This is a genomic window from Kitasatospora fiedleri (assembly GCF_948472415.1).
In the GTDB taxonomy this organism is placed as follows: Bacteria; Actinomycetota; Actinomycetes; order Streptomycetales; family Streptomycetaceae; genus Kitasatospora; species Kitasatospora fiedleri.
The window spans coordinates 5,175,273-5,199,123 of record NZ_OX419519.1 but is presented as its reverse complement, the minus strand read 5'-3'; the positions used below and the strand labels follow the sequence as shown (position 1 = coordinate 5,199,123).

Sequence of the window (23,851 nt, the reverse complement as noted above, 5' to 3'; positions counted from 1 at the left end):
CACACCCCGGGGCGCACACCCACGGCGCACGGATACCTGCTCGCACCCCTCTGGACGGCGGGGGCCGCCCGCTGTTCGCTGGGAGAGGGGCCGGGGGCCGGGCTGCGGGGGCCGCAGCCGATTCCGAAGACCGAATGGGAGGCCGCGATGGCTTCAGCGCAGGTGACCGGCAGCACCGTGGACCGGGTCCGGACGGACGGCCCGGCGGGGCGCGGCGGTCGGGCGCGGGACTGGGCGGAGATCCAGGAGCGCATGCTCGTCCCCCTCTACCAGGACGTTTACCGGCGGTTGGAGGTCGGCGCGGCCACCAGTCTGCTGGGCGTCGGCTGCCGCTCCGGGCTGGCGCTGCTGCTCGCCGCCGGGCGCGGCGCGCAGGTCGCGGGGGTGGAGGCGGACGGCGGACTGCGGGAGCTGGCGGCGGCCCGCGGGTTGCAGGTGGCGCCCGGCGGGGGCCCGGCGGCCCTCGCCCGTTCGGCGCACCCCGTCCCCCGCCCGGCGCACTCCCTGGTGACGGTTTTCGAGCAGCCGCCGGTGCCCGCGCTGGTCGCCTGGTCGGCCGAGCGCACGCTGCCCGGCGGGCAGCTGGTGGTGGCCGCCTGGGGCCGGCCGGAGCGCTGCGAGAGCGCCGCCGTGCTGGAGGTGGCCCGCCGGTACGCCCCGCTCGACGCGCCGGACCCGTTCGCCGCGTCCGGCCCGGGCGCCCTGGAGTCGCTGCTGGCGGCGGCGGGGACGCGCCCGTCCGGGGGCGGTCGGGCGGCCTGCCCGTTCGCCTACGCGGGCCTGGACTCGGCGGTCCGCGGCCTGCTCTCCACCGGCCTGTTCGACCGGGCCGAGGCGGCCGCGGGGACGGCGCTGGTGGTCAAGGAGCTGGAGGAGGCGCTGCGGCCGTACCTGCGCCCGGACGGTTCGGTGCGGATGGCGAACGAGTTCCGCTGGGCGGTGGGGACGCGGCCCCGCCGCTGAGCGACCGGCCCGGAGGACGGCGCGGGGTCAGGACCGGCCGAGCCCGGCCGCGGCGTACGCGGCGTCCTCGTCCAGGGTCTCGGCCTCCAGCAGGGCGGCGGCCAGCGCGTCGAGCCGGTCGCGGTGCCGGTGCAGCAGGGCGACGGCCTCCTCCCAGCACTCGGCGACGATCCGGCGGGCCTCCTCGTCGACCGCGTCCAGCGTGGTGGGCGCGGCGGCCAGGCCGTACGGGGACTGGCCGTCGTCGGGGACGGCGGTGACCCGGCCGACCCGCTCGCTCATGCCCCAGCGGCCGGCCATCGAGCGGGCGATGGTGGTGAGTTGTTCGAGGTCGCTCTCGGCGCCGGTGGTGACCACCCCGTAGACCACCTGCTCGGCGGCCATCCCGCCGAGCGCGCCGATGATCCGGCCGCGCAGGTAGGGCTCGGTGTAGGAGTAGCGGTCGGTGTCGGGGGTGGAGAGGGTGACGCCGAGGGCCCGGCCGCGCGGCACGATGGTGATCTTGCGGACCGGGTCGGCGCCGGGTTGCAGCATGCCGAGCAGGGCGTGCCCGGACTCGTGGAAGGCGGTGCGCTCGCGCTCCTGCTGGGGCATCACCAGCGGGCGCACCGCGCCGAGCTGGACCTTCTCCAGCGCCTCGGAGAGGTTCGCCCGGTCGACGGCGTCCTGCTGGCGCTTGACGGCGATCAGCGCGGCCTCGTTGACCAGGTTGGCCAGGTCGGCGCCGGTCATGCCGGGCGTGGTGCGGGCGACGGCGTCCAGGTCGGTGCCCTCGGCGAGCGGCACCTGGCGGGTGTGGATCCGCAGGATCTGCTCGCGGCCGGCCCGGTCGGGCGGGCTGACGGTGATCCGGCGGTCGAACCGGCCGGGGCGCAGCAGCGCCGGGTCGAGGACCTCGGCGCGGTTGGTCGCGGCGATCACGATGACGCCCTCGGAGCCGGAGAAGCCGTCCATCTCGGTGAGGATCTGGTTGAGCGTCTGCTCGCGCTCGTCGTGGCCGCCCATGCCGCCACCGCCGCCGCGCTGGCGCCCGATGGTGTCGATCTCGTCGATGAACACGATCGCCGGGGCGACCTTGCGGGCCTCGGCGAACAGTTCGCGGACCCGGCTGGCGCCGACGCCGACGATCATCTCGATGAACTCGGACGCCGAGGCGGAGAAGAACGGCACGTCCGCCTCCCCGGCGACGGCCCGGGCCAGCAGCGTCTTGCCGGTGCCGGGCGGGCCGGACAGCAGGACGCCGCGCGGCATCTTCGCGCCGAGCCGGCGGTACGCCTGCGGGTTCTTCAGGAAGTCGACCACCTCGCTGAGCTCGGCCTCGACCTCGTCGATGCCGGCCACGTCCCGGAAGGTGGTGCGCTTGCCCTGGCTGGTGTCCACCGGCTTCGGCGGGGCCTTGCGGCCGAGCGCGCCGCCGCCGATCCCGCCGGACATCCGGCGGGCGATCAGCACCCAGACCCCGATCAGCAGCAGCATCGGCGCCAGCGAGATCAGCAGGTTCGCCAGGAAGCTGCGCTGCTGCACCACCGGACGGGCCGTCACCTCGACGTTCTGCGACTGCAGGGTGCCCCAGAGGTTGTCGGTGGCGAACTCCGGCCGCTGGGTGGTGAACTCCGTGTAGTCGCCCTTCTCGCCGTCCGGCCTGGGCCGCTCGCTCTTGAGCGTGCCCTCGATGGCGTCGCCCTTGGCGTAGACCTTGGTGACGTTCCCGCCGTTCAGCTGCTTGGTGAACTCGGTGTACGAGATCGTGGTCGACCCGCCGTTGCCGAAGAAGCTCAGCAGCAGGTCCGAGAGCAGGAACACCACCAGCGCGGTGAGGATCAGGCCCGTCCAGCCGCCCGGCATCCTCTTCTTCGGCGGCGGAGGGGGCGGCGCCCCCTCGGACCGCCAGGGCTGGTCGGGGGTCTGGCGCGGCGGCACGGGGTTGCTCACCCGTCGGACGATACGGACCGGGTGCCCGCCGGACGGCGCGCAACGCCGCGCCGCGCCCCGGTCGGCGCACCGGTCGGCCGCCCCGGTCAGCGCACCGGCGTCGGCCACTCCTCCGCGGTCAGCGCGAAGCGCTCGTGGTCGCGCCAGGCGTCCTGCAGGAACAGCATCCGCGGCGTGAGCCCCTCGTGCCGGAAGCCCAGCCGGCGGGCCAGCGCGATCGACCGCTCGTTGTCCGGCTGGACGTTGATCTCCAGCCGGTGCAGCCCGAGCCCGCCGCGCTCCGGCCGCGTGAAGCAGCGCTCCACCACCAGCCGCATGCCCTCCGACATCCGGCCGGTCCCGACGAACGGCTCGTACGAGTCGTAGCCCAGCACCCCGTTGCAGAACCGCGCCATCACGATGTTGGCCACGTTGCACTTGCCGACCAGGCCGCCGGTCCCGGTGTCGACGATCATGAACGTCCGCAGGCCCGCGCCCTGACGGCTCAGCAGGTCCGGCATGCCGTCCGGCTCCACCGGGTTCCACCGCCCGATGTGCGCGGCGGAGCGGCGCACCGCCTCGGCGTAGGGGACGACGTCATCGGGGCGGGGGGCTCGGATCGTCACGCGCATACGGGACATCATGGCGCACCCGCGCGCGGAAGCGCGGGCACGGGTGGCGGGGGCGGACGCGACCGGGGGCGCGGTTGCCCGCGCCCCCGGTCCGTGCCGCCCCGCCGCCTACAGCAGGTCCTTGAACTCCTTGGGGAGCTGGAAGTCCGCCGGACCCTGGCCCGGCTGGACGCCGAACGCGCCGCCGGACTGGGCGCCCTGGCCCGGCCCGAGGGCCTTGCGCTCGGCGGCCGCGGCCTCCTCCTGGGCCCGCTTGAGCGGGTTGCCGCTCTTGCGCTTGCCCTTGGCGACCGGGGCCTTCTTGCCGGAGCGCTTGCCGCCGCCGCCCATCCCGGGGATGCCCGGCATGCCGGGGATGCCCTTGCCGGAGGCCATCGCGGACATCATCTTGCGAGCCTCGAAGAACCGCTCGACCAGGCTGGAGACCTCGCCGACCTGGACGCCGGAGCCCTTGGCGATGCGCAGCCGGCGCGAGCCGTTGATCAGCTTCGGGTCGGTCCGCTCGGCCGGGGTCATCGACTTGATGATCGCGCCGACCCGGTTGACGTCCTTGTCGTCCAGGTTGTTGATCTGGTCCCGGATCTGGCCCATGCCGGGGAGCATGCCGAGCAGCTTGGAGATCGAGCCCATCTTCTGGACCTGCTCCAGCTGCGACAGGAAGTCGTCGAGCGTGAAGTCCTTGCCGCCGCCCTGGAGCTTGGCGGCCATCTTCTCGGCCTCGGCCTGGGAGAAGGTCTGCTCGGCCTTCTCGATCAGCGAGAGGACGTCGCCCATGCCGAGGATGCGCGAGGCCATCCGGTCGGGGTGGAAGGCGTCGAAGTCGTCGACCTTCTCGCCGTTGGAGGCGAACATGATCTGACGGCCGGTCACGTGGGCGACCGAGAGCGCGGCGCCGCCGCGGGCGTCGCCGTCGAGCTTGGAGAGCACGACGCCGGTGAAGTCCACGCCCTCCAGGAAGGCCTGGGCGGTGGTGACCGCGTCCTGGCCGACCATGGCGTCGACCACGAACAGGACCTCGTCCGGGTCGATCGCGGCGCGGATGTCGGCGGCCTGCTGCATCAGTTCGGCGTCGATGCCGAGGCGGCCGGCGGTGTCGACGATGACGACGTCGTACTGCTTCTGCTTGGCGTACTCGACGGAGTCGCGGGCGACCTGCACCGGGTCGCCGACGCCGTTGCCGGGCTGCGGGCCGTAGAAGGCGACGCCGGCCCGCTCCGCGACGACGCCGAGCTGGGTGACGGCGTTGGGGCGCTGGAGGTCGCAGGCGACCAGCAGCGGGGTGTGCTTCTGGGTCTTGAGCCAGTGGCCGAGCTTTCCGGCCAGCGTGGTCTTGCCGGCGCCCTGGAGGCCGGCCAGCATGATCACGGTCGGGCCGGTCTTGGCGTAGCGCAGGCGGCGGGTCTCGCCGCCGAGGATGCTGATCAGCTCCTCGTTGACGATCTTGATGATCTGCTGGGCGGGGTTCAGCGCGCCGGAGACCTCGGAGCCGAGGGCCCGGTCCTTGACCTGCTTGATGAAGGCGCGGACCACGGGGAGCGCGACGTCCGCCTCCAGCAGGGCGATCCGGATCTCGCGCGCGGTGGCGTCGATGTCCGCCTCGCTGAGACGGCCCTTGCCCCGGAGGTTCTTGAACGTCGCTGCGAGGCGGTCGGAGAGAGTGTCGAACACGTCGGTCGCGGGTCCCTTGCGGCATCGAGTACGGGTACTGTCGTCGCCCCAAGGGTAGCCGTACCCCCGGCGGACGGTCTGCGCCCCTGCGCGAACCGCGGGTCAGGGGGTCCCCAGGGCGGCCCTGACCACCCGCGCGACCTCCTGCGCGCGCTCCCGCTCCAGCGGCCGGCCGTCCGGCGAGGTGAGGTAGAAGGCGTCGACGGCCTCCGCGCCGAGGGTGGAGACGTGCGCGGTGCGCACCCGCACGCCGGCCACGTCCAGCGCCCGGCCGATCCGGTGCAGCAGGCCGGGGGCGTCGTGCGCGCGGACCTCCAGCACGGTGGCGGACCGCGAGGCGGTGTGCGGGGCGACGGTGACCACCGGCGGCGGGGTGCTGATGCCGCGGCGGCGCGGCGCGGCGGCGTCGCGTTCGGCGAGCTTGCGGGCGACGTCGAGCGAGCCGTCCAGGGCGCGGCGCAGGTCGGCCCGGAGCCGGGCGGCCTCGGGCAGGTCGCCGTACTCGGCGGCGACCGTCCAGGACAGCAGCAGGACGGGCCCGGCGCCGACCGGGTCGAGTTCGCGCAGCCCGGCCTTGCGGACGGCGAGGCGGTGCACGGCGAGCACCCCGGCGACGGTGCCGAGCAGGCCGGGGCGGTCGGGGATGGCCAGGGTGAGTTCGACGCCCATCGGCTCGGTGCCCTGCTCCCCCGCCGGTTCGGGGTGGGCGGCCAGGGTGAGCGCGGGCCCGCCGGTGCGGGCGGCCTCGACGGCCAGGCGCTCCTGGTCGGCGGTGACCTCGGGGTCGGCGGCGGGCGGGCTGGTGTCACCGGCCAGCCGGGCGGCGGTGCGCTCGACCAGCGTGGCGACCAGCGAGGCGCGCCAGCTCGACCAGGCGGCCGGGCCGGTGGCGGTGGCGTCGGCCTCGGTGAGGGCGTGCAGCAGTTCCAGGTGGGTCTGGGTGCCGACGGTCTTGGCGATCAGGTCGGCGGTGGCGGGGTCGTCGGGGTCGCGGCGGGTGGCGGTGTCGACCAGCGTGAGGTGGTGGCGCACCAGCAGCGCGAGGGTGTCGGTGTCCTGCCGGTCGAAGCCCATCCGGACGGCGACGTCGCGGACGATCACCTCGCCGGCCTCGGAGTGGTCGCCGGGCCAGCCCTTGCCGAGGTCGTGCAGCAGGGCGGCGACCAGCAGCAGGTCGGGGCGGGCGGTGCGGCGGGTCATCGCGGCGGCCCGGACGGCGGTCTCGATCAGGTGCCGGTCGACGGTCCAGCGGTGCACGGCGTTGCGCTGCGGGCGGCAGCGGACCCGCTCCCAGTCCGGCAGCATCCGGCTGATCAGCCCCTCGGCCTCCAGCGCCTCCCAGACCGGCAGGCAGGCTTCGCCCGCGCCGAGCAGGGTGACCAGCTGGGCACGGGCCTCGTCGGGCCAGGGCACCGGCAGCGGCCCGGTCTCGGCGGCCAGCCGCCGGACGGTGGCGTAGCCGACGGTGAGCCCGGCCTGGGCGGCCGCGGCGGCGGCCCGCAGCGGCAGCACCGGGTCGGCGGCCGGCCGGGCGGCGTGGGCCAGCACCGCCTCGCCGTCCTGCTCGACCACGCCCTCGGCGAGCGGGCGGCGCTCGGGCGCGTCGGGGCCGATCGGGGCCCGCCGGGCGCCGTTGAACGGGAAGCCGAACCGGGCGGCGCGGCGGGCCGGGCGGTGGCGCTCGGCCAGCACCCGGTCGACCGAGCGCCAGGTGACGTCGGAGGCGTACGCGACGGTGCGGGCCGCCTGGTAGACCTGCCGCAGCAGGGTGTCGGCGTCGAGCACGCCGAGTCGTTCGGCGACCTGGTCCTGGTCCTGGAGGGAGAGCCGTTCGGTGGCCCGCCCGGTGGTCAGGTGCAGCGCGTCGCGGACGTCGGCCAGGGTGCGGGCGGCGGCGTCCAGGCCGTCGCGGGGGGCGTCGGCGAGCCAGGTCGCGGCGACCGCGTTCAGCGCGACCAGGTCGCGCAGGCCGCCGCGGGCCTCCTTGAGGTCGGGTTCGAGCAGGAAGGACAGCTCGCCGTGGCGCTCGGCCCGGGCCCGGCCGAGCTCCTGGAGCTCGGGGAGCCGTTCGGGGGCGGCGGCGCGCCAGTCGGCCAGGACGGCGGAGCGCAGGTCCGCGGTGAGCTGCGGGTCGCCGGCCAGGTGGCGGGCGTCGAGCAGGCCGAGCTGGGCCTTGAGGTCCTCGGCGGCGACCTTGCGGGCCTCGCCGGGGGTGCGGACGGCGTGGTCGAGGGCGACGCCGCTGTCCCAGACCGGGTACCAGATCCGTTCGGCCAGGTCGGCGGCGAGCGGGCCCTCGTGCAGCAGCAGCAGGTCCAGGTCGCTGCGCGGGGAGAGTTCGGCCCGGCCGTAGCCGCCGACGGCGACCAGCGCGGTGCGGGCGGGGGCGCCGGCGGCCCGGTAGAGGGCGGCCAGCCAGTCGTCGGTGAGCCGGGCCAGGGCGGCGCGCCGGCGCGGGCCGGTGGTGTCGGGGTCGGCCAGCAGGCGGGCGCGCTCGGCGGGGTAGCCGTACTCGGCGGGGTCGGTGCTGCTCACGTCTGCTCCCGGTGCGTGCGGGTGCCGGATACGCCTTCGGCGGACCTGCCACGGGGGCAGGTCCGCCAGGAGGGTTTCAGCGGTGGATCAGAGTGGATCGGAGGAAGGGCGGGCGGGGGTCAGAGGGCGTCGGGGCCGCGTTCGCCGGTGCGGACCCGGACGGTGGTCTCGACCGGGACCGACCAGACCTTGCCGTCGCCGATCTTCCCGGTGCGGGCGGCCTTGACGACCACGTCGATCAACTGCTCGGCGTCCTCGTCCTCGACCAGTATCTCGATCCGGACCTTCGGGACCAGGTCGACGGTGTACTCGGCGCCGCGGTAGACCTCGGTGTGGCCGCGCTGCCGGCCGTACCCGCTGGCCTCGGTGACGGTCAGGCCGTGCACCCCGAAGGCCTGCAGGGCGTCCTTGACCTCGTCCAGGCGGTGCGGCTTGATGACGGCGGTGATGAGCTTCATCGGGCGTCGACCTCGGTCTTCTCGGCGGGGGCGGTCGCGGGGGCGGCCGGGGCGGTGCGCACCAGGCTGGCGCCGACGGCGGTGAAGTCGTAGGCGGACTCGGCGTGTTCGGCCTGGTCGATGCCGGAGACCTCGACCTCCTCGGCGACCCGGAAGCCGATGGTCTTCTGGATCAGCATGCCCAGCAGCCAGGAGAGCACGAACGAGTAGACCAGGACGGCGACCACGCCGAGCACCTGCTTGCCGAGCTGGTCCAGGCCGCCGCCGTAGAACAGGCCGGAGGCGGTCTGGCCGACGTGGCCGGTGGCGAAGAAGCCGATCAGCAGCGAGCCGACGATGCCGCCGACCAGGTGGACGCCGACCACGTCGAGCGAGTCGTCGAAGCCGAACTTGTACTTCAGGCTGATCGCCGCGGCGCACAGCACGCCGGCGATCAGGCCGATCGCGATCGCGCCGAGCGGGGAGACCGAGCCGCAGGCCGGGGTGATGGCAACCAGGCCGGCCACCGCGCCGGAGGCGGCGCCGAGGGTGGTGAACGCGCCGTGCTTGACCTTCTCGTAGGCCAGCCAGCCGAGGATCGCGGCGGCGGTGGCGACCTGGGTGTTGACGAAGGCCATGCCCGCCACGCCGTTGGCGGCCAGCGCGGAGCCGGCGTTGAAGCCGAACCAGCCGAACCACAGCAGGCCGGAGCCGAGCATCACCAGCGGCAGGTTGTGCGGACGCATCGGGTCCTTCTTGAAGCCGATCCGCTTGCCCAGCACCAGGGCCAGGGCCAGGCCGGCCGCACCGGCGTTGATGTGCACCGCGGTGCCGCCGGCGAAGTCGATCACGCCGTTGCGGTCGCCGAGCCAGCCGCCGTTGCCGCCGTCGAAGAAGAACACCCAGTGCGCGACCGGGAAGTACACCACGGTCACCCAGAGCGCCACGAACAGGCTCCAGGCGGTGAACTTCGCCCGGTCCGCGATCGCGCCGCTGATCAGGGCCGGGGTGATGATCGCGAACATCAGCTGGAAGGCCGCGAACCCGGTCACCGGGATCGTCCCGGTCAGGGCGTTCAGGTCGATGCCGCGCATCCCCAGGAAGTCGAGGTTGCCGATCAGACCGGCCCCGGCGTCCGGCGCGAAGGCCAGCGAGTAGCCGTACAGGACCCAGAGCACCGAGACGATCGCCAGTGAGATGAAGCTCATCACCAGCATGTTGAGGGTGCTCTTGACCCTGACCATGCCTCCGTAGAAGAAGGCCAGGCCCGGGGTCATCAACATGACCAGGGCCGCACAGATGAACACAAAGGCGGTATCGCCCGCGCTGAAGCCGTCCGGCATCGGCGTCTCCTCCGAATGAGAGCCGCACCACGACCGGGATTACCTGTCCCGTGCCCATCCCGGCGTGTCGGCGATGAGAGGAGAGTGCCGAAGGCGGGTTTCGGCCGATGCGGCTCGGTGTTTCGCCGCAGTGACGCGGTTGACGCGCCCGTTACGGGAAGGTGAACCACGGCAGGTGACGCGTACTGGACAGCGCGTGCTATATGTCGGCGGCCGTCCGGACGGGGGGCGGACGGCCGCGGGCGGCGGGGGCGGAGCGGATCAGACCACCGCGACGAACTCCGGGATGTCGTGCACCACCCGCTCGGCCAGCCGGTCCACCCCGGGGGCGCCGCGGAAGTCCCGGCTGGCCGCCTCGGAGGTCTTGCGGACCCGGGTGTTCAGCCGCTCGGAGCGCACCTTCTTGGCGATGTCGACCGCCTCCTCGCAGTACTTCGCGGCCTCCTCCGGCTCGCTCTGCAGCAGCCGCACCGAGGCCATCCCGACCAGGTTGAACGCGTAGGTGCGGACGTGGTCGCCGTCCTCCCGGAACCGGTCGACCGCCTCGGTGATCAGCGGCTCGGCGGCCTTGGCCATCGCCGGCCCGCGGTCCGAGGTGTACGCCAGGTCCCGGTAGGAGTGGCCGTTCTCCGCGCACAGCTCGGCGTACGAGAAGAACCTGAGCCAGCTCGGCGCCGCCTCGTTGGTCTCCCGGATGTCGCTGAAGGTGTCCTCCGACAGCCGCACCGCCCGGGCGCACCGGTTGACCTCGCCGATGGTGGAGTACGCCCGCGCCTCCATCGCGTACAGCAGCGACTGCTGGCGGGCGGTGGCGGTGTCCCGGCTGCCGTACTGGGCGAGGTGGATCAGCTCCAGCGCGTCCTCGCCGCGGTTCAGGTGGATCATCTGCCGGCTCATGTCGGTCAGCACGTGCGCCCCGAACGGGCGGTCCCCGGCCTCCTTGGCCGCGTGCAGCGCCAGCACGTAGTACTTCTGCGCGCTCGGGTGCATGCCCACGTCGTACGACATGAAGCCCGCCAGGTGGGCCAGCTCGGCGGTGATCCGGAACAGCCGCTTGGTGGTCGCCTCGGGGTAGGTCTCCTGCAACAGGTCGGTGACCTCGTGGAGTTGGCCGACCACCGCCTTGCGGCGCAGGCCGCCGCCGTTCTGCGCGTCCCACTTCCGGAACATCTCGGTGGTCTGCTCCAGCAGCTGCATCTCCGGCTCGGACAGCCGCCCGGAGAAGTGCTCGCCGCCGTTGGCCGCCGCCAGGATCGGGGTGGGGGCGCCGTTCGGACCGGGCGTCAGCCAGCGCTGCATCGGCTCGATCAGCGCCGCGCCGGCCGTCAGCGCCAGCGACGTGCCGAGGAAGCCGCGCCGGTTGGGTATCAGGTCGCTGCGCGAGTACTCGCTGATCGCCTGCACGGTCTGCTGCGGGCTCCACGGGAGGTCCACCCCGCTGCCGACGGTGGTCACCTGGACCACCGCGCGCAGGCCGAGGTCCTCGACCGAGACCACCGAGCCGAAGCGCTCCGAGAACAGCTCGGACATGATCTTCGGGATCGGCTCCCGCGGCTGCTCCCCGTCCAGCCACCGGCGCACCCGCGAAGTGTCGGTGGAGACGTGGTGGGCGCCGATCTGCCGCGCCCTGCGGTTCACTTGACGCGCCAGCTCGCCCTTCGACCAGCCGCTGCGCGCGAACCAGGAGCCCAGCTTCTCGTTCGGCTGCTTCTCACCCATGGGAACGTCCCCATCCCGCCCCGAACCCGGGGCCCCGCTTCGCCCTGACTCGTGTCCATCGCCTGCACCGCCGTCCGCGTGACCGGTCGGCTGCGTTCCGTATCCCGAACGTAGCGCCCCTGCGCCATCCGGGGGAGCAACGCCGGAAAAACGCCACCTTTCGCCACCCCCACGAGTGAACTACCGGGCCGGGTACCGCGCTTCACTGGGAGTCAGCTCGGCATGACCCCGGCACATGCCCGGACTTGACGGAGGCACGCGTGCGGCAACGACGATCCGGCATCCGCAGCGCTGGTGCAAGGCGCCTGCTCGCCCGCGCCACCCGAATCGGTGTGCGCCGGTCCGCGCACGCCTCCGGTGCACCACGCACCACGCGCCCATCGGACGACGCGCCGTCACCGTCCCGTAACCAGCGGCGACCGGAACCGGTTGGGGGTGGCATGGACAAGCTCTTCGGCACCCTGCGGCTCACCCCCCTCGGCGCCCGTCGCCGCACCCGGCCCGCCGCGCTGCAGGCCGCCGCCGAGTACTCCGGGCGCTGGGGCTGGACGCTGGCGGCCGGCAGCCCGGCCCCGCACCCCGCGACCGCCCCGACGGCCTGCGGCTGCGGCGTCCCGCGCTGCGCCGCGCCCCACCTGCACCACCTGGTCGGGCCCGCGATCGCCCCCGGCGCGACGGCCGCCGAGCTGGCCGTCCGATGTCCGGCCGACGCCCCGCTGCTGCTCCCGACCGGCCACCAGTTCGACGTGCTGGACGTCCCGGCCCAGCCCGGCCTCCAGGCCCTGGTCCGGCTCGAACGGATGGGCACCCAGGTCGGCCCGGTGCTGGCCTCCCCGGCCGGCCGGCTGCTGTTCTTCGTCGCCCCCGGCACCGCCGAGCGCCTGCCCGAGCTGCTCTACCGGATGGGCTGGGACGACGCCTCGCTCGACCTCGCCTGCCACGGCCTCGGCTCCTACCTGGCCGCCCCGCCCACCCCGCTCGGCCCGCTCGGCCCGATGCGCTGGCTGCGCCGCCCCGCCGCCGACGGCGCCCCGCCCGAGGCCCGCCTGCTGCTCGGCACCCTGGCCTACGCCTGCCACCGCACCCGCGCCCGCACGGCGGAGTTCGCCGGCTGACGGCCGCGCGGGCCACGGGGGCGCGGGAGCGAATGAGCGAAGGGGCGGCTCCGGGAAGGGAGTTCCTTCCCGGAGCCGCCCCTTCGGCAGCCGTCCGGACGCGTCCTAGCCGAGCAGCGCGTCCACGAACGCCCCCGGCTCGAACGGCGCGAGGTCGTCCGCGCCCTCGCCGAGGCCGATGAGCTTGACCGGCACGCCCAGCTCGCGCTGGACCGAGATGACGATGCCGCCCTTCGCGGTGCCGTCCAGCTTGGTGAGCACGATGCCGGTGATGTCGACCACCTCCGCGAACACCCGGGCCTGGACCAGGCCGTTCTGCCCGGTGGTGGCGTCCAGCACCAGCAGCACCTCGTCCACCGGGCCGTGCTTCTCGACGACCCGCTTGACCTTGCCGAGCTCGTCCATCAGGCCGGTCTTGGTGTGCAGCCGGCCCGCGGTGTCGATCAGGACGGTGTCGACGCCGTCGGCGATGCCCTGCTTGACCGCGTCGAAGGCGACCGACGCCGGGTCGCCGCCCTCGGGACCGCGCACGGTGTGCGCGCCGACCCGCTCGCCCCAGGTCTGGAGCTGGTCGGCGGCGGCGGCGCGGAAGGTGTCGGCGGCGCCGAGCACGACCTTGCGGCCGTCGGCGACCAGGACCCGGGCGAGCTTGCCGGTGGTGGTGGTCTTGCCGACGCCGTTGACGCCGACCACCAGGACGACGGCCGGGCCCTCCTCGTGCTTGACCGAGCGGACGGTGCGGTCGGCTTCGGTGCCGATCAGCTGGACGAGCTCCTCGCGGAGCAGGGTGCGCAGTTCGTCAGGGGTGCGGGTGCCGAGCACCTTGACCCGGGTCCGCAGGTTGTCGACCAGTTCCTGGGTGGCGGCGACGCCGACGTCGGCGGTGAGGAGGGTGTCCTCGATCTCCTCCCAGGTGTCCTCGTCCAGGCGGTCCCGGGAGAGCAGGGTGAGCAGGCCCTTGCCGAGGGTGGACTGCGAGCGGGAGAGCCGGGAGCGCAGCCGGACCAGGCGCCCGGCGGTGGGCTCGGGCACCTCGATCGCGGGTGCGGCCTCGGCCTCCTCGGCGGTCGGCTCCCCCGCGGTCGGCGCCTCGACGGCGGGCTCTCCGGTGGCCGGTTCCCCGGCCGGGGCTCCCGGGGCCTCCGGGGCCCGGGTGGCGCCGGAGGCGGTGGGCGGCGCGGTGGGCTCGGCGGCCCCTTCCGCGGGCTTGGCCGGAGCGGTCGCGGTCGTCGCCGGGTCCGTCTTCGCGGGCGCGGTGATGGTCGGCGGCTGGCTCGGCCGGTCCAGTTCTCTGCGTCGTTTGCCGGAGACGACGAGTCCGGTGATCGCGCCGATGGCGACCACCGCAATGACAACGGCAAGGATCACGTATTCCATAACCCGTCCAGTATCACGTAGCGCCTATGCCGGGCCCGGTTCCGCGGGTTCCAGCGCTGTCCTGTGCCCCTGCTCGGCCTGCTGCGGCTGCCGCGGCTGCTCCGTCGGCTCCGCCTGCCGCGGCGGCCGTGCCTGCTTCCCCGGTTCGGGTACCCGCAGCCGCTGGCTGATCACCTGGGAGATGCCGTCGCCCTTCATGGTGACGCCGTACAGGGCGTCGGCGGACTCCATGGTGAGCTTCTGGTGGGTGATGACGATCAGCTGGGAGCTCTCCCGCAGCTCCTCCATGATCCCGACCAGCCGCCGCAGGTTGGTCTCGTCGAGCGCGGCCTCGACCTCGTCCATGACGTAGAACGGGCTGGGCCGGGCCTTGAAGATCGACACCAGCAGGGCGACGGCGGTGAGCGAGCGCTCGCCGCCGGAGAGCAGCGAGAGCCGCCTGACCTTCTTGCCGGGCGGGCGGGCCTCGACCTCGACGCCGGTGGTGAGCATGTTGTCCGGGTCGGTGAGCAGCAGCCGGCCCTCGCCGCCGGGGAACAGCCGGGCGAAGACGCCCTCGAACTGGGCGGCGGTGTCGCGGTACGCGGCGGTGAACAGCTGCTCGACCCGGGCGTCGACGTCGCGGACGATGTCCATCAGGTCGCGGCGGCTCTTGCGCAGGTCGTCGAGCTGTTCGCCGAGGAAGCGGTGCCTGGCCTCCAGGGCGGCGAACTCCTCCAGCGCGAGCGGGTTGACCTTGCCGAGCTGCTGGTGGGCGCGTTCGGCGACCCTGAGCCGCCGCTCGACCTCGGCGCGGACGTAGCGGACGGGCGGGCCGGGCTCGGCCGGCTCGCCGAACGCGCCGGGTTCGTCGGCTTCCCGGCCGTCCTCGGGCGGCGGGGCGGGGACGGGCTGGTCGGGGCCGTAGCCGGCCAGCAGGTCGCCGGCCTCGATGCCGAACTCCTCCAGCGCCCGGGCCTCCAGCTGTTCGATCCGCAGCCGCTTCTCGGCGCGCAGCACCTCGTCGCGGTGGCCGGCGTCGACCAGCCGGTCGAGTTCGGCCTGGAGTGCGCGGCCGTGCTCGCGGAACTGCCGCAGTTCGGCCTCGCGGGCGGTGCGGTCGGCCTCGACGGCGGCGCGTTCGGCCTCGGCGGCGGCGAGCGTCTCCTCGATCCGGCCGAGCAGTCGGCGGGCACCGGTGGCGACGGCGGTGGCGGTGGCGGCTTCCCGGCGGGCGCGTTCGCGGCGTTCAGCGGCGCGGGCGCGGGCCTCGCGTTCGGCGCGGGCGGCCCGGTCGAGCTGGTCGGCGCGTCCGGCGAGGGCGCGGACGCGCTCCTCGTGGGTGCGGACGGCGAGCCGGGACTCTGTCTCGGTCTGCCGGGCGGCGGAGGCGGAGGCGGCGAGCCGGTCGCGTTCGGCGGGGTCGGGTTCGTCCTCGCCGCTGTCGGCGAGTTCCTCGGCGGCGGCGAGGCGTTCGGCGAGCTCCTCGGCGGCGGCGCGGGCCTCGGCGAGGCCGCTGTCGGCCTTGGCGGCGGCGGTGGCGGCGCGGTCGGCCTCGTCCGCGGCGGCCCGGGCGGCGCCGCCGGAGCGGCCGAGGGCGCCGGCCCGGTCGGCCCGGCGCCGCTCGTCCTGGCGGCGCAGCGCGGTCGACCGTTCGACCTCGGCGGCAAGTTCGGCGCGCCGTTCGCGGGCGGCGGCTAGCTGCTCGGCCGCTCCGGCGCAGCGGGTGTCGAGCTCCGCGATGCCGCGGGCGGCCTCGGCGACGGCGGCCCGGGTCTCCAGCGGGCTGGGCGCGCCGGGCGAGCCGCCGTGGGCGAGGGCGGCGGAGAGCAGGTCGCCGTCCCGGGTGACGGCGCTCCAGCCGGGGTGGCGGTCGGTCAGCCGCCGGGCGGCGGCGAGGTCCGCGACCACGGCGGTGCGGGCCAGCACCCGCCGGGCGGCGGCGGCCACCGCGTCCGGCCCGCCGACCAGTTCCCCGGCCCGGCGGGCGCCCTCGGGCAGGTTCTCGGTGTCGGCCCGGCCGCTCCGGTCGCCCCGGCGGCGGCGTCGGCCCCGGCGGCTCCCGCGCCCGCGTCGGCGATCAGCAGCGCGGCCCGGCCGCCGTCCTCGGCGCGCAGCCAGGCCAGCGCCTCGGTGGCGGTCCCGGCGTCGGGGACGGCGACGGCCTCGGCGGCGGGGCCGAGCGCGGCGGCCACCGCGAGTTCGAACCCGGGGGCGACGGTGAGGAGTTCGGCGGCGGGGCCGAGTACGCCGGGGCGGCCGAGCAGGGCGGTGCTGCCGTCCTTGCGGCGTAGGCCGAGGGCGAGCGCGTCGTGCCGGGCGGTGAGCGCGGCGCGTTCCCGCTCGGCGGCGGTGAGCGCTTCGCGGGCGGCCGAGACCGCGTGCTCGGCGTCCCGGAGGGCCTCCCGGGCCAGCTGGTGGAGTTCCTCGCCGCGCTCCTCCCCCGCGGTGCTCTCCTCGTCCTGCTCGCGGAGCCGCCGGTGCTCCTCCCGGGCGGCGGCGGCGCGCAGCAGTGCCTCGTCGCGGGCGGTGGCGAGCCGTTCGGCCTCGGCCCCGGCGGCGGTGGCGCGGGAGCGGGCGGCGGCGGCCCGGCCCTGGAGCCGGGCGAGTCCTTCGCGCCGGTCGGCGATCGTCCGGGCGGCTTCCTTGAGCCGCAACTCCTCGTCGGCGAGGGCGCGTTCGAGTCCGGTGCGGTCCTCGACGGCCTCGGCCAGCGCGTCCTGGGCCTGTTCCAGGGCGGCTTCCAGGGCGGCCTCCTCCGCGCGGACCCGGGCGGCCTCGCGCTCCAGGTCCTCCGGGTCGCGGCCGCGGCGCTCCTCCGGCTGTCCGGCGGTGGCGGCGGCGCGGACCCGGGCCTCGGCGAGTCCGATGGTGCCGCGGGTGCGTTCGGCGAGCGAGGAGAGCCGGTACCAGGTCTGCCGGGCGGCCTCCAGCGCGGGCCCGAGCTGTTCGACCTGGGCCTCCAGGACGGCTTCGCGCTGGAGGGCGGCGGCGAGCTGCTGCTCGACGGTGGTGCGGCGCAGGCCCAGCGCGCGTTCGTCGGCGACCTCGGCCTCGACGGCGCGGCGCAGGGTGAGCAGGTCGTCGGCGAGCAGCCGCAGCCGGGCGTCGCGCAGTTCGGCCTGGATGCCGGCGGCGCGCCGGGCGATCTTCGCCTGGCGGCCCAGCGGGCCGAGCCGGCGGCGCAGTTCGGCGACCAGGTCCTGGACCCGGCTGAGGTTGGTCTGCATCGCGTCGAGCTTCCGCAGCGCCTTCTCCTTGCGCTTGCGGTGCTTGAGGACGCCGGCCGCCTCCTCGATGAAGGCGCGCCGCCCCATCGGGTCGGCGTGCAGCACGGAGTCGAGCTGCCCCTGGCCGACGATGACGTGCATCTCGCGGCCGATGCCGGAGTCGGAGAGCAGTTCCTGGATGTCGAGCAGCCGGCAGACGGTGCCGTTGAGCGCGTACTCGCTGCCGCCGTTGCGGAACATCGTCCGGGTGATGGTGACTTCGGTGTAGTCGATCGGCAGGGCGCCGTCGGTGTTGTCGATGGTGAGGCTGACCTCGGCGCGGCCGAGCGGGGGGCGTCCGCTGGTGCCGGCGAAGATGACGTCCTCCATCTTGCCGCCGCGCAGCGACTTGGCGCCCTGTTCGCCCATCACCCAGGAGAGCGCGTCGACGACGTTGGACTTGCCGGAGCCGTTGGGGCCGACCACGCAGGTGATGCCGGGCTCGAAGCGCAGGGTGGTCGCCGAGGCGAAGGACTTGAACCCGCGCAGGGTCAGGCTCTTCAGGTGCACCCGACCGTCCTCCTCGCCGTGCCGCCGGCCGCGGCCGCGGCCCACCGCTGGCGACTGTATCCGGCCGGGGTGCCGCCGGGCCCTCAGGCGGTGGTTTGGGCACGTCGCGGGTCGGGCACTCTCCCAGCGAGAGAGCCGCCGTGAGCACGACGAAGGGACGCCCGCTCGGACGTCCCTTGTAGGCTGCCGCCCCCTGGCGGGGGAAGCTCAGTGCACGACTGCGTCGATCGCGAGGACCACGAACGATCAGGTCAGGGCCGGCTCGCGCTGGTCCAGGTCGATGCTGCTGAGCAGCGAGTGCTCGTCGGCGACGGCGGACAGCGCGTCGTTCTCGGCCTGGAGCTTGACCAGCTCGTTCTCCAGGTCCTGGACGCGCTGCTGCAGCCGTCGCATCTCGGAGAGCATTCGCGGGTCGGGGCCGCCGACGTACCCGAGAAGCGCCTTTGCCATGATGTGTGGTCCTCCACGCTGAGTGACCGAACCGTGTACGGTAGGTCTTGGGGGAAGGGATACGCACGCGCCTGCGCGCCGGACGTGCTGGCTGGGCACTACGGGGGCATCCGCTGGTGAGTGGCACACTCACGGACGGGGCCCCGCCGGTTAAACGCAAACCTGTGCGCGGGTTTCCAGCGTCTCACCAAAGACCGTACGGGTCAACACGATCACCGCACGCTACCGCGCCCCTGTCACCTGCATGGCGGGAACCTCACACCATCGGCCGGGCTAGTGGATCACTACGTCTGCGGAGTCAACCACGAGTCCGCCCCGAAGGCAACCCCGTGACACCGGCAGTTGCCGGGGGCTCTCCTCCCGCCGGCAACTGCGGTGTGCTCATCGGATCGCGAAGCCCTGGTACCCGTCGCCCACGGCGGTCCAGATCTCGGTGACCCCACTGACCTGACCAGGCGTTCCGGGCCCGCGCAGCGCGGCGAGCAGCCGCTCGCAGTCGGCGCGCGACCCCTCGGCGACCACCTGGACGCGGCCGTCCCCGAGGTTGCTCGTGTAACCCGTCAGCCCGATCTCCAGGGCCCTGGCCCTGGTCCACCAGCGGAACCCCACCTGCTGGACGCGCCCGCGCACCCAGATGGTGGCCCGGACGGATCGGCGGCTGTCGTGACCTTGCATGTGTCCGACCATAGTCGGGCACTTCGGGGGCGCTCGGAACGGGCTTCACGCCCCTTCCACCGACCCTCCCCACCCCTGCGGCGGCCCTCGCTCCACCGACACAGCACCGCCGGCCGCCCCCGGCCCCCGGCCCCCGCCCCGTCCGGGGACGGGACGGGGGCCGGGGGCCGTTCGCAGGGCCGGGGCCGACCGGGGTCAGTCGCCGAAGCTCCCGAAGTCGCCGCCGCCACCGAAGTCGCCGCCGCCACCGAAGTCCCCGCCACCGTCGAAGCCGCCGCCGCCGTCGCCGAAGTCGTTGCCGAAGTCGGAGGGGTCGAAGTCGGCGCCCGAGTACTCGCCGGCGTCCGCGCCGCCGTTGTCGTCGTACCCTCCGCCGTAGCCGCCGCCGTCGCCGTGGCCGCCCGCGTAGGCGTAGCCCGGGGTGGAGAGCGCCGAGCCGAGCATGGTGCCGACCAGCAGGCCGGGCAGCATGCCGCCGCCGAAGTAGCCGCCCGCCCAGGGGCTGTAGGCGGGGCCGGCGTTCCAGTACGGCTGGTGGCCGTGCTCGGTCTCCACGGTGCGCACCGCCGGGTCCTGGCCGAGCGAGATCCGGGCCGCGTCGTCGGCGCAGGCCGGGACGGAGCGCGGGGCGCCGCCCTCCGGGGCCCAGGTCACGTCGGTGGTGGACGGGCCGTGCCGCGGGTCGAAGAAGCACGGGACGCGGCGCTCGGGCAGCGGGCGGCCCTCGCGGCGGGCGGCCAGGGTGGCCAGCGCGAACCGGCCCTGCTCCAGCGCCTCGGTCACCGGGCGGACGTCCTCGGGCCCCTTCGCCTCGTCCATGGTGCGCTTGGCCAGGTCGTAGGAGTCCAGCGCGCTGGTGTAGTCGGCGCGCTGGGCGTCGTCCGCGCCGGGCGCGCCGGGGCTGAAGTCGAGCCGGTCGAGCTCCTCGCCGAACGCGGTGATGTCCTCGTCCACCACGGTGCGCAGCTGGGCGAGTTCGGCCCGGGCCCGCTCCTCCTTGCGCTTCCTGGCGCGGCGGAACAGCAGGAAGACGCCGACGCCGAGCAGCACGATCAGCAGGACCGGGATCAGGACCCAGGCGATCGAGGTGCTGTGCTGCGGGCCCTCGCCCTTGGTCTGCTTGGCCGCCCCGTCGACGAACTCGGTCAGGGTGGCGTCGATGTCCTTGGGGTTGGAGCGGAACGCGGCGCCGGCGATCCGGTCGGTCGCGGCCTTGCTCAGCGCCTTGGCGTCGGAGTTGGCCTGGAACTGGTCGCCGCGCCAGATGCCGTAGACGCCGACGATGCCGACCTTGGTGCGGAGGTCGCCGAACAGGTTCTTCGTCGGGTAGGCGTCGCTGGCCGGCAGCACCGCGATGAAGATCGGCTTGTCCGCGTCCTTCAGCTTCTTCGCCAGCCGGTCCGCCTGGTCCTCGGAGAACCGGCTGCTCATCGACGGGTCGACGTAGACCTGGACCTTCTTCATGGAGTCGGCCGCGTCGTTCAGGCCGGACGCCGAGGCGGGCGCGGACAGCCCGAGCACCATCAGCAGACCGAGCAGCGCCGCCAGGACGGCGGCGGGCCCGGTGGCACGGGAGCGGCGGAGCACAGTTCTCATACTCCAGACCGTACCGGTCCGGCGGTCCGGACCACGCCCTCCCCCGGTACTGTTCCCACCCCGGGACCGCCCCCTACTCCAGGGCGAGAAGGGCGCTCCGAACCCCCGCCGACCGGCCGGAGTTGGGGCCGCGCGGCCCGCACGGGGCGTCCGAGCGGGCATAGTGGAGACGATCTTCCCGCACCACCCCCGACAGGAGCCCCCTGGTGATCCTCGGCCTCGTCACCGCCGTCGCGGCGTCCGCCTGCTACGGCACCGGGTCGGTGCTGCAGGCCCTCGGCGCCCGCCGCTCGGCCCGGCAGGAGGCGGCGGCGGCCGGTGCCGTCACCGGGCACGGCGGGCCGAGCCTGTCCTCGACCGCGAAGGCCGCCGTCACCTGGGAGTTCATCCTCGGCACGGTGCTGGACTTCGTCGGCTTCGGCCTCGGCGCGCTGGCCGCCCGGCTGCTGCCGCTGTTCCTGTCGCAGACCATCATCAGCGCCAACCTGGTGATCACCGCGGTGCTCTCGGTCCGGCTGCTGGGCCTGCGGCTGCGCCAGGCGGAGTGGCTGTCGATCGGCGTCCTGTGCGGCGCGCTGGTGCTGCTCGCGGTGGCCGCCGGGCCGGAGGGCGGGCACGAGGCGGCCCGGGCCTTCCACTGGGCGCTGCTGATCGGCTCCGCGGTGCTGGTCGCGGGCGGCTCGCTGGTCGTGCGCCGGCTCGGGTCCGGCGGGGCGGTCGTCGCGGGCCTGCTCTCCGGCCTGGGCTTCGGCGCGCTGGGCATCGGCGTGCGCGTCCTGGACGGCGTGCAGCCCTTCGCGCTCGGCGCGCTGCTCGCCGACCCGGCCCTGTACGCCGTCCTGGTGGGCGGCCTGGGCGGGATGTACCTGCACACCGTCGCCCTGCAGGTCGGCTCGGTGAACGGCGCGACCGCCGCCCTGGTGGTCGGCGAGACGGTCGTCCCCGGCGCGGTGGGCGTCCTCTGGCTCGGCGACTCCTCCCGCGCCGGGCTGGGCTGGCTGGCCGTCCTCGGCTTCCTCCTCGCCGTGGTCAGTGCCGTCGGCGTGGCCTACTTCGGCGAGGAGGGCGGCGCCCTACAGGCGGCCGCGGAGGAGGAGAGGGCCCCCGCCGGGAGGGCGGACTGACCCGGGCCGGCCCGCGGTCAGCGGCGGGGCGGGCGCTGGCAGGTGGGGCAGGAGTAGCTGGAGCGGTTCATCCAGGCGTCCCGGCGCATCGCCGTGCCGCAGCGGCGGCAGGGCCGGCCCTCGCGGCCGTAGGCGTCCAGGTCGCGGGAGAAGTAGCCGCTCTCGCCGTTGACGTTGACGTACATCGAGTCGAAGCTCGTCCCGCCGACGGCCAGCGCGGCCGTCATCACGTCCCGGGCGTGGCCGAGCAGCTCCAGGGCGGCGGGGCGGGTCAGCGTGCCGGTGGGGCGGTCGTAGTGCAGGCGGCTGCGCCACAGCGCCTCGTCGGCGTAGATGTTGCCGACGCCGCTGATCAGGGTCTGGTCGAGCAGGGCGCGCTTGACGGTGGTGCGCTTGGCCCGCAGGGCGGCGGCGAAGGCGGCGTCGTCGAAGCGCGGGTCGAGCGGGTCGCGGGCGATGTGGGCGAGCGAGACGGGGGTGGCCTCGGGGTCGTCGGCCTCGGCCTCCTCGATGGCCAGGCCGCCGAAGGTGCGCTGGTCGACGAAGCGCAGCTCGGTGCCGCCGTCGGCGAACCTGAGCCGGGCCCGCAGGTGCACGGATTCGGCCATCTCCGGTTCCTGGATCAGGAGTTGGCCGCTCATGCCGAGGTGCCCGACCATCGAGAGGCCGTCGCCGAGCGGCACCCACAGGTACTTGCCGCGGCGCTGCGGCTCACCGAGGGTGCGGCCGCGCAGCAGGGCGGTGAACTCGTCGGCGCCGCCCGCCTGCCGGCGCACGGCGCGCGGGTGCAGCACCTGGACGTCGGCGACGGTGCGCCCGGCGGCCCAGCGGGCCAGTCCGCGGCGGACCACCTCGACCTCGGGCAGCTCGGGCACGTCGGACCGCCGGTCAGACCGTCGCGGCGGCGGCGCCGTCGGGCCGGTCGGCTTCGCGCTCGGCCTTGATCGCGCGCCAGGCGGACTCGGCGGCCTTCTGCTCGGCTTCCTTCTTCGAGCGGCCGCTGCCGGAGCCGTAGTCCTGGCCGGCCACCCGGGCGGCGGCGGTGAAGGTCTTCTCGTGGTCCGGGCCGGACTCGGTGACCACGTACTCGGGGACGCCGATGCCGACGGCGGCGGTGAGCTCCTGGAGGCTGGTCTTCCAGTCGAGCCCGGCGCCGAGCTGCGCGGACTCCGCGATCAGCGGGTCGAACAGGCGGTGGACGAACTCGGTCGCCGCCTCCAGGCCCTGGTCCAGGTAGGTGGCGCCGATCACGGCCTCGACGGTGTCCGCGAGGATCGACGACTTGTCGCGGCCGCCGGTGCCCTCCTCGCCCTTGCCGAGCCGGATGAAGGCCCCGAGGTCCAGGCCGCGGCCGACCTCGGCGAGCGCGCGGGAGTTGACCACCGCGGCACGGAGTTTGGCGAGCGTCCCCTCGGCGACCTCCGGGTGGAGGCGGTAGAGGGTGTCGGTCACCACCAGGCCCAGCACCGAGTCGCCGAGGAACTCCAGGCGCTCGTTGGTGGGCAGCCCGCCGTTCTCGTACGCGTACGAGCGGTGGGTCAGGGCGCGCACCAGAAGGGCGCGCTCGAGCGTGTACCCGAGGCGCCCTTCCAGGACGTCGTATTCGGTCGAGGCCGGCCCACCGCCCTTGCCCCCGTTGGTCCCGGGGTTCGGCTTGCGGGAGGAACTGCCAGTGTCCGACATCGATCCGTGCACCCCGCCGATCAGACCGAGAGGACCTGGCGACGGTTGTACGTGCCGCAGCTCGGGCACGCGATGTGCGCGAGCTTCGGCTCGTGGCAGCGGTCGCACGCGACGAGCGCGGGCACGACGGCCTTCCAGTTGGAACGGCGGTGACGCGTGTTGCTGCGCGACATCTTCCGCTTCGGAACAGCCACGGTAAATCTCCTGGTTCTACGGCGAGGCCCTCACGGGCAGCGCTGTGTCTTATTCCTCGTCACCCTCGTCGCCGGGGGCGGCGGAGAGTCCCTGCAGGGCCGCCCACCTGGGGTCGGCGGCGTCGTGGTGGTGCGACGGGTCGTCGCTCAGGCGGGCCCCGCACTCGGAGCACAGACCCAGGCAGTCGTCCTGGCACACCGGCTGCAGCGGCAGTGCGAGCACCACCGCGTCACGCAGCACCGGCTGGAGGTCGAACAGGTCGCCCTCCAGGCGGTAAGTCTCGTCCTCGGACTCCTCGTCGAAGTCGTCCCCCGCGATCGCGCGGTGACGCTCCTCGGACTCCGGGTAGTAGTACAGCTCCTGGAAGTCGACCTCCAGGTCGTCCTCCAGCGGCTCCAGGCAGCGGGAGCACTCGCCGGTGACGTGGGCCTCGGCGGTGCCGGTGACCAGCACGCCCTCGACCACCGACTCCAGGCGGAGCTCCAGCTTGATCTCGCTCTTCTCGGGAACGCCGATCACGTCCGCGACGCCGAGCTCCGCCGGGGCCTCCAGGGTGCGGGAGACCTTGCGCAGCGATCCCGGGCGACGGCCGAGCTCGTGCGTGTCGAACACGAGGGGGTCGCGGTGGTCGAGGCGGTTCAAGGTTTCCTGACTTCCTGGCGGCGGCACG

Annotated in this window: 18 protein-coding genes and 1 pseudogene; 3 read left to right on the top strand and 16 right to left on the bottom strand. The window is 74.5% G+C overall.

The genetic code is table 11. The annotated features are described in order from the left end of the window. Positions 1–147: 147 nt before the first annotated feature. On the top strand, positions 148–963 hold the full coding sequence (locus QMQ26_RS23915) for a class I SAM-dependent methyltransferase (protein WP_100836205.1): 816 nt from the start codon (positions 148–150) through the stop codon (positions 961–963). Positions 964–990: 27 nt separating this feature from the next. Here QMQ26_RS23915 and ftsH read toward each other — a convergent pair whose 3' ends face one another. The 7 genes from ftsH to nsdA form a co-directional block, all read right to left on the bottom strand. Further along, positions 991–2,895, bottom strand: coding sequence for an ATP-dependent zinc metalloprotease FtsH (gene ftsH / locus QMQ26_RS23910; RefSeq protein ID WP_282202632.1), 1,905 nt, complete (start codon positions 2,893–2,895; stop codon positions 991–993). Between the two features lie 86 nt (positions 2,896–2,981). Next, positions 2,982–3,506, bottom strand: coding sequence for a GNAT family N-acetyltransferase (locus QMQ26_RS23905; protein ID WP_282202631.1), 525 nt, complete (start codon positions 3,504–3,506; stop codon positions 2,982–2,984). A 108-nt stretch (positions 3,507–3,614) separates the two neighbouring features. Further along, a complete protein-coding gene (gene ffh, locus QMQ26_RS23900; RefSeq protein ID WP_282202630.1) occupies positions 3,615–5,174 on the bottom strand; it encodes a signal recognition particle protein in 1,560 nt (519 codons plus the stop codon). A 102-nt stretch (positions 5,175–5,276) separates the two neighbouring features. Next, positions 5,277–7,709 (bottom strand): [protein-PII] uridylyltransferase, encoded by a 2,433-nt coding sequence (locus QMQ26_RS23895; RefSeq protein ID WP_282202629.1) that lies wholly within the window; start codon positions 7,707–7,709, stop codon positions 5,277–5,279. Positions 7,710–7,828: 119 nt separating this feature from the next. Beyond that, the gene (locus tag QMQ26_RS23890; RefSeq protein WP_282202628.1) at positions 7,829–8,167 is read right to left on the bottom strand and encodes a P-II family nitrogen regulator; all 339 of its coding nucleotides are present in this window, start codon (positions 8,165–8,167) and stop codon (positions 7,829–7,831) included. Then, the gene (locus QMQ26_RS23885; RefSeq protein WP_100836210.1) at positions 8,164–9,489 is read right to left on the bottom strand and encodes an ammonium transporter; all 1,326 of its coding nucleotides are present in this window, start codon (positions 9,487–9,489) and stop codon (positions 8,164–8,166) included. The genes QMQ26_RS23890 and QMQ26_RS23885 overlap by 4 nt, the downstream gene beginning before the upstream one ends. A 261-nt stretch (positions 9,490–9,750) precedes the next feature. Continuing rightward, on the bottom strand, positions 9,751–11,208 hold the full coding sequence (nsdA, locus tag QMQ26_RS23880) for a transcriptional repressor NsdA (RefSeq protein WP_282202627.1): 1,458 nt from the start codon (positions 11,206–11,208) through the stop codon (positions 9,751–9,753). A gap of 440 nt (positions 11,209–11,648) precedes the next feature. Between nsdA and QMQ26_RS23875 the strand changes: the two genes are divergently transcribed. Continuing rightward, a complete protein-coding gene (locus QMQ26_RS23875) occupies positions 11,649–12,323 on the top strand; it encodes a bifunctional DNA primase/polymerase (protein WP_282202626.1) in 675 nt (224 codons plus the stop codon). 105 nt (positions 12,324–12,428) lie between these two features. Here the strand turns inward: QMQ26_RS23875 and ftsY are convergent, their stop codons facing one another. The 5 genes and pseudogenes from ftsY to QMQ26_RS23850 form a co-directional block, all read right to left on the bottom strand. Then, complete coding sequence (ftsY, locus tag QMQ26_RS23870) at positions 12,429–13,700, bottom strand: signal recognition particle-docking protein FtsY (protein WP_282202625.1); 1,272 nt, start codon at positions 13,698–13,700, stop codon at positions 12,429–12,431. Between the two features lie 153 nt (positions 13,701–13,853). Beyond that, positions 13,854–17,458, bottom strand: a pseudogene (gene smc / locus QMQ26_RS23865) (chromosome segregation protein SMC); the annotation flags it as partial. Between the two features lie 246 nt (positions 17,459–17,704). After that, positions 17,705–17,908, bottom strand: coding sequence for a hypothetical protein (locus QMQ26_RS23860; protein ID WP_030458828.1), 204 nt, complete (start codon positions 17,906–17,908; stop codon positions 17,705–17,707). 381 nt (positions 17,909–18,289) lie between these two features. Then, positions 18,290–18,583 carry an acylphosphatase gene (locus tag QMQ26_RS23855; protein WP_282202624.1) on the bottom strand — a complete coding sequence of 98 codons (294 nt, stop codon included), beginning with the start codon at positions 18,581–18,583 and terminating at the stop codon, positions 18,290–18,292. A 195-nt stretch (positions 18,584–18,778) separates the two neighbouring features. Next, the gene (locus tag QMQ26_RS23850) at positions 18,779–20,179 is read right to left on the bottom strand and encodes a hypothetical protein (RefSeq protein WP_282202623.1); all 1,401 of its coding nucleotides are present in this window, start codon (positions 20,177–20,179) and stop codon (positions 18,779–18,781) included. A 206-nt stretch (positions 20,180–20,385) separates the two neighbouring features. Between QMQ26_RS23850 and QMQ26_RS23845 the strand changes: the two genes are divergently transcribed. Beyond that, complete coding sequence (locus QMQ26_RS23845) at positions 20,386–21,303, top strand: DMT family protein (RefSeq protein WP_100836216.1); 918 nt, start codon at positions 20,386–20,388, stop codon at positions 21,301–21,303. Positions 21,304–21,320: 17 nt separating this feature from the next. Here the strand turns inward: QMQ26_RS23845 and mutM are convergent, their stop codons facing one another. Genes mutM through QMQ26_RS23825 form a run of 4 tightly spaced genes read right to left on the bottom strand, consistent with a single transcriptional unit; the run spans position 21,321 to position 23,823 of the window. Continuing rightward, positions 21,321–22,178, bottom strand: a complete 858-nt coding sequence (gene mutM, locus QMQ26_RS23840; RefSeq protein ID WP_282202622.1) for a bifunctional DNA-formamidopyrimidine glycosylase/DNA-(apurinic or apyrimidinic site) lyase — start codon at positions 22,176–22,178, stop codon at positions 21,321–21,323. Positions 22,179–22,191: 13 nt separating this feature from the next. Then, on the bottom strand, positions 22,192–22,986 hold the full coding sequence (gene rnc / locus QMQ26_RS23835) for a ribonuclease III (protein ID WP_100836218.1): 795 nt from the start codon (positions 22,984–22,986) through the stop codon (positions 22,192–22,194). Between the two features lie 20 nt (positions 22,987–23,006). After that, a complete protein-coding gene (rpmF, locus tag QMQ26_RS23830) occupies positions 23,007–23,180 on the bottom strand; it encodes a 50S ribosomal protein L32 (RefSeq protein ID WP_035866499.1) in 174 nt (57 codons plus the stop codon). A gap of 49 nt (positions 23,181–23,229) precedes the next feature. Continuing rightward, positions 23,230–23,823, bottom strand: a complete 594-nt coding sequence (locus QMQ26_RS23825; RefSeq protein WP_100590044.1) for a YceD family protein — start codon at positions 23,821–23,823, stop codon at positions 23,230–23,232. Between the last annotated feature and the right edge of the window lie 28 nt (positions 23,824–23,851).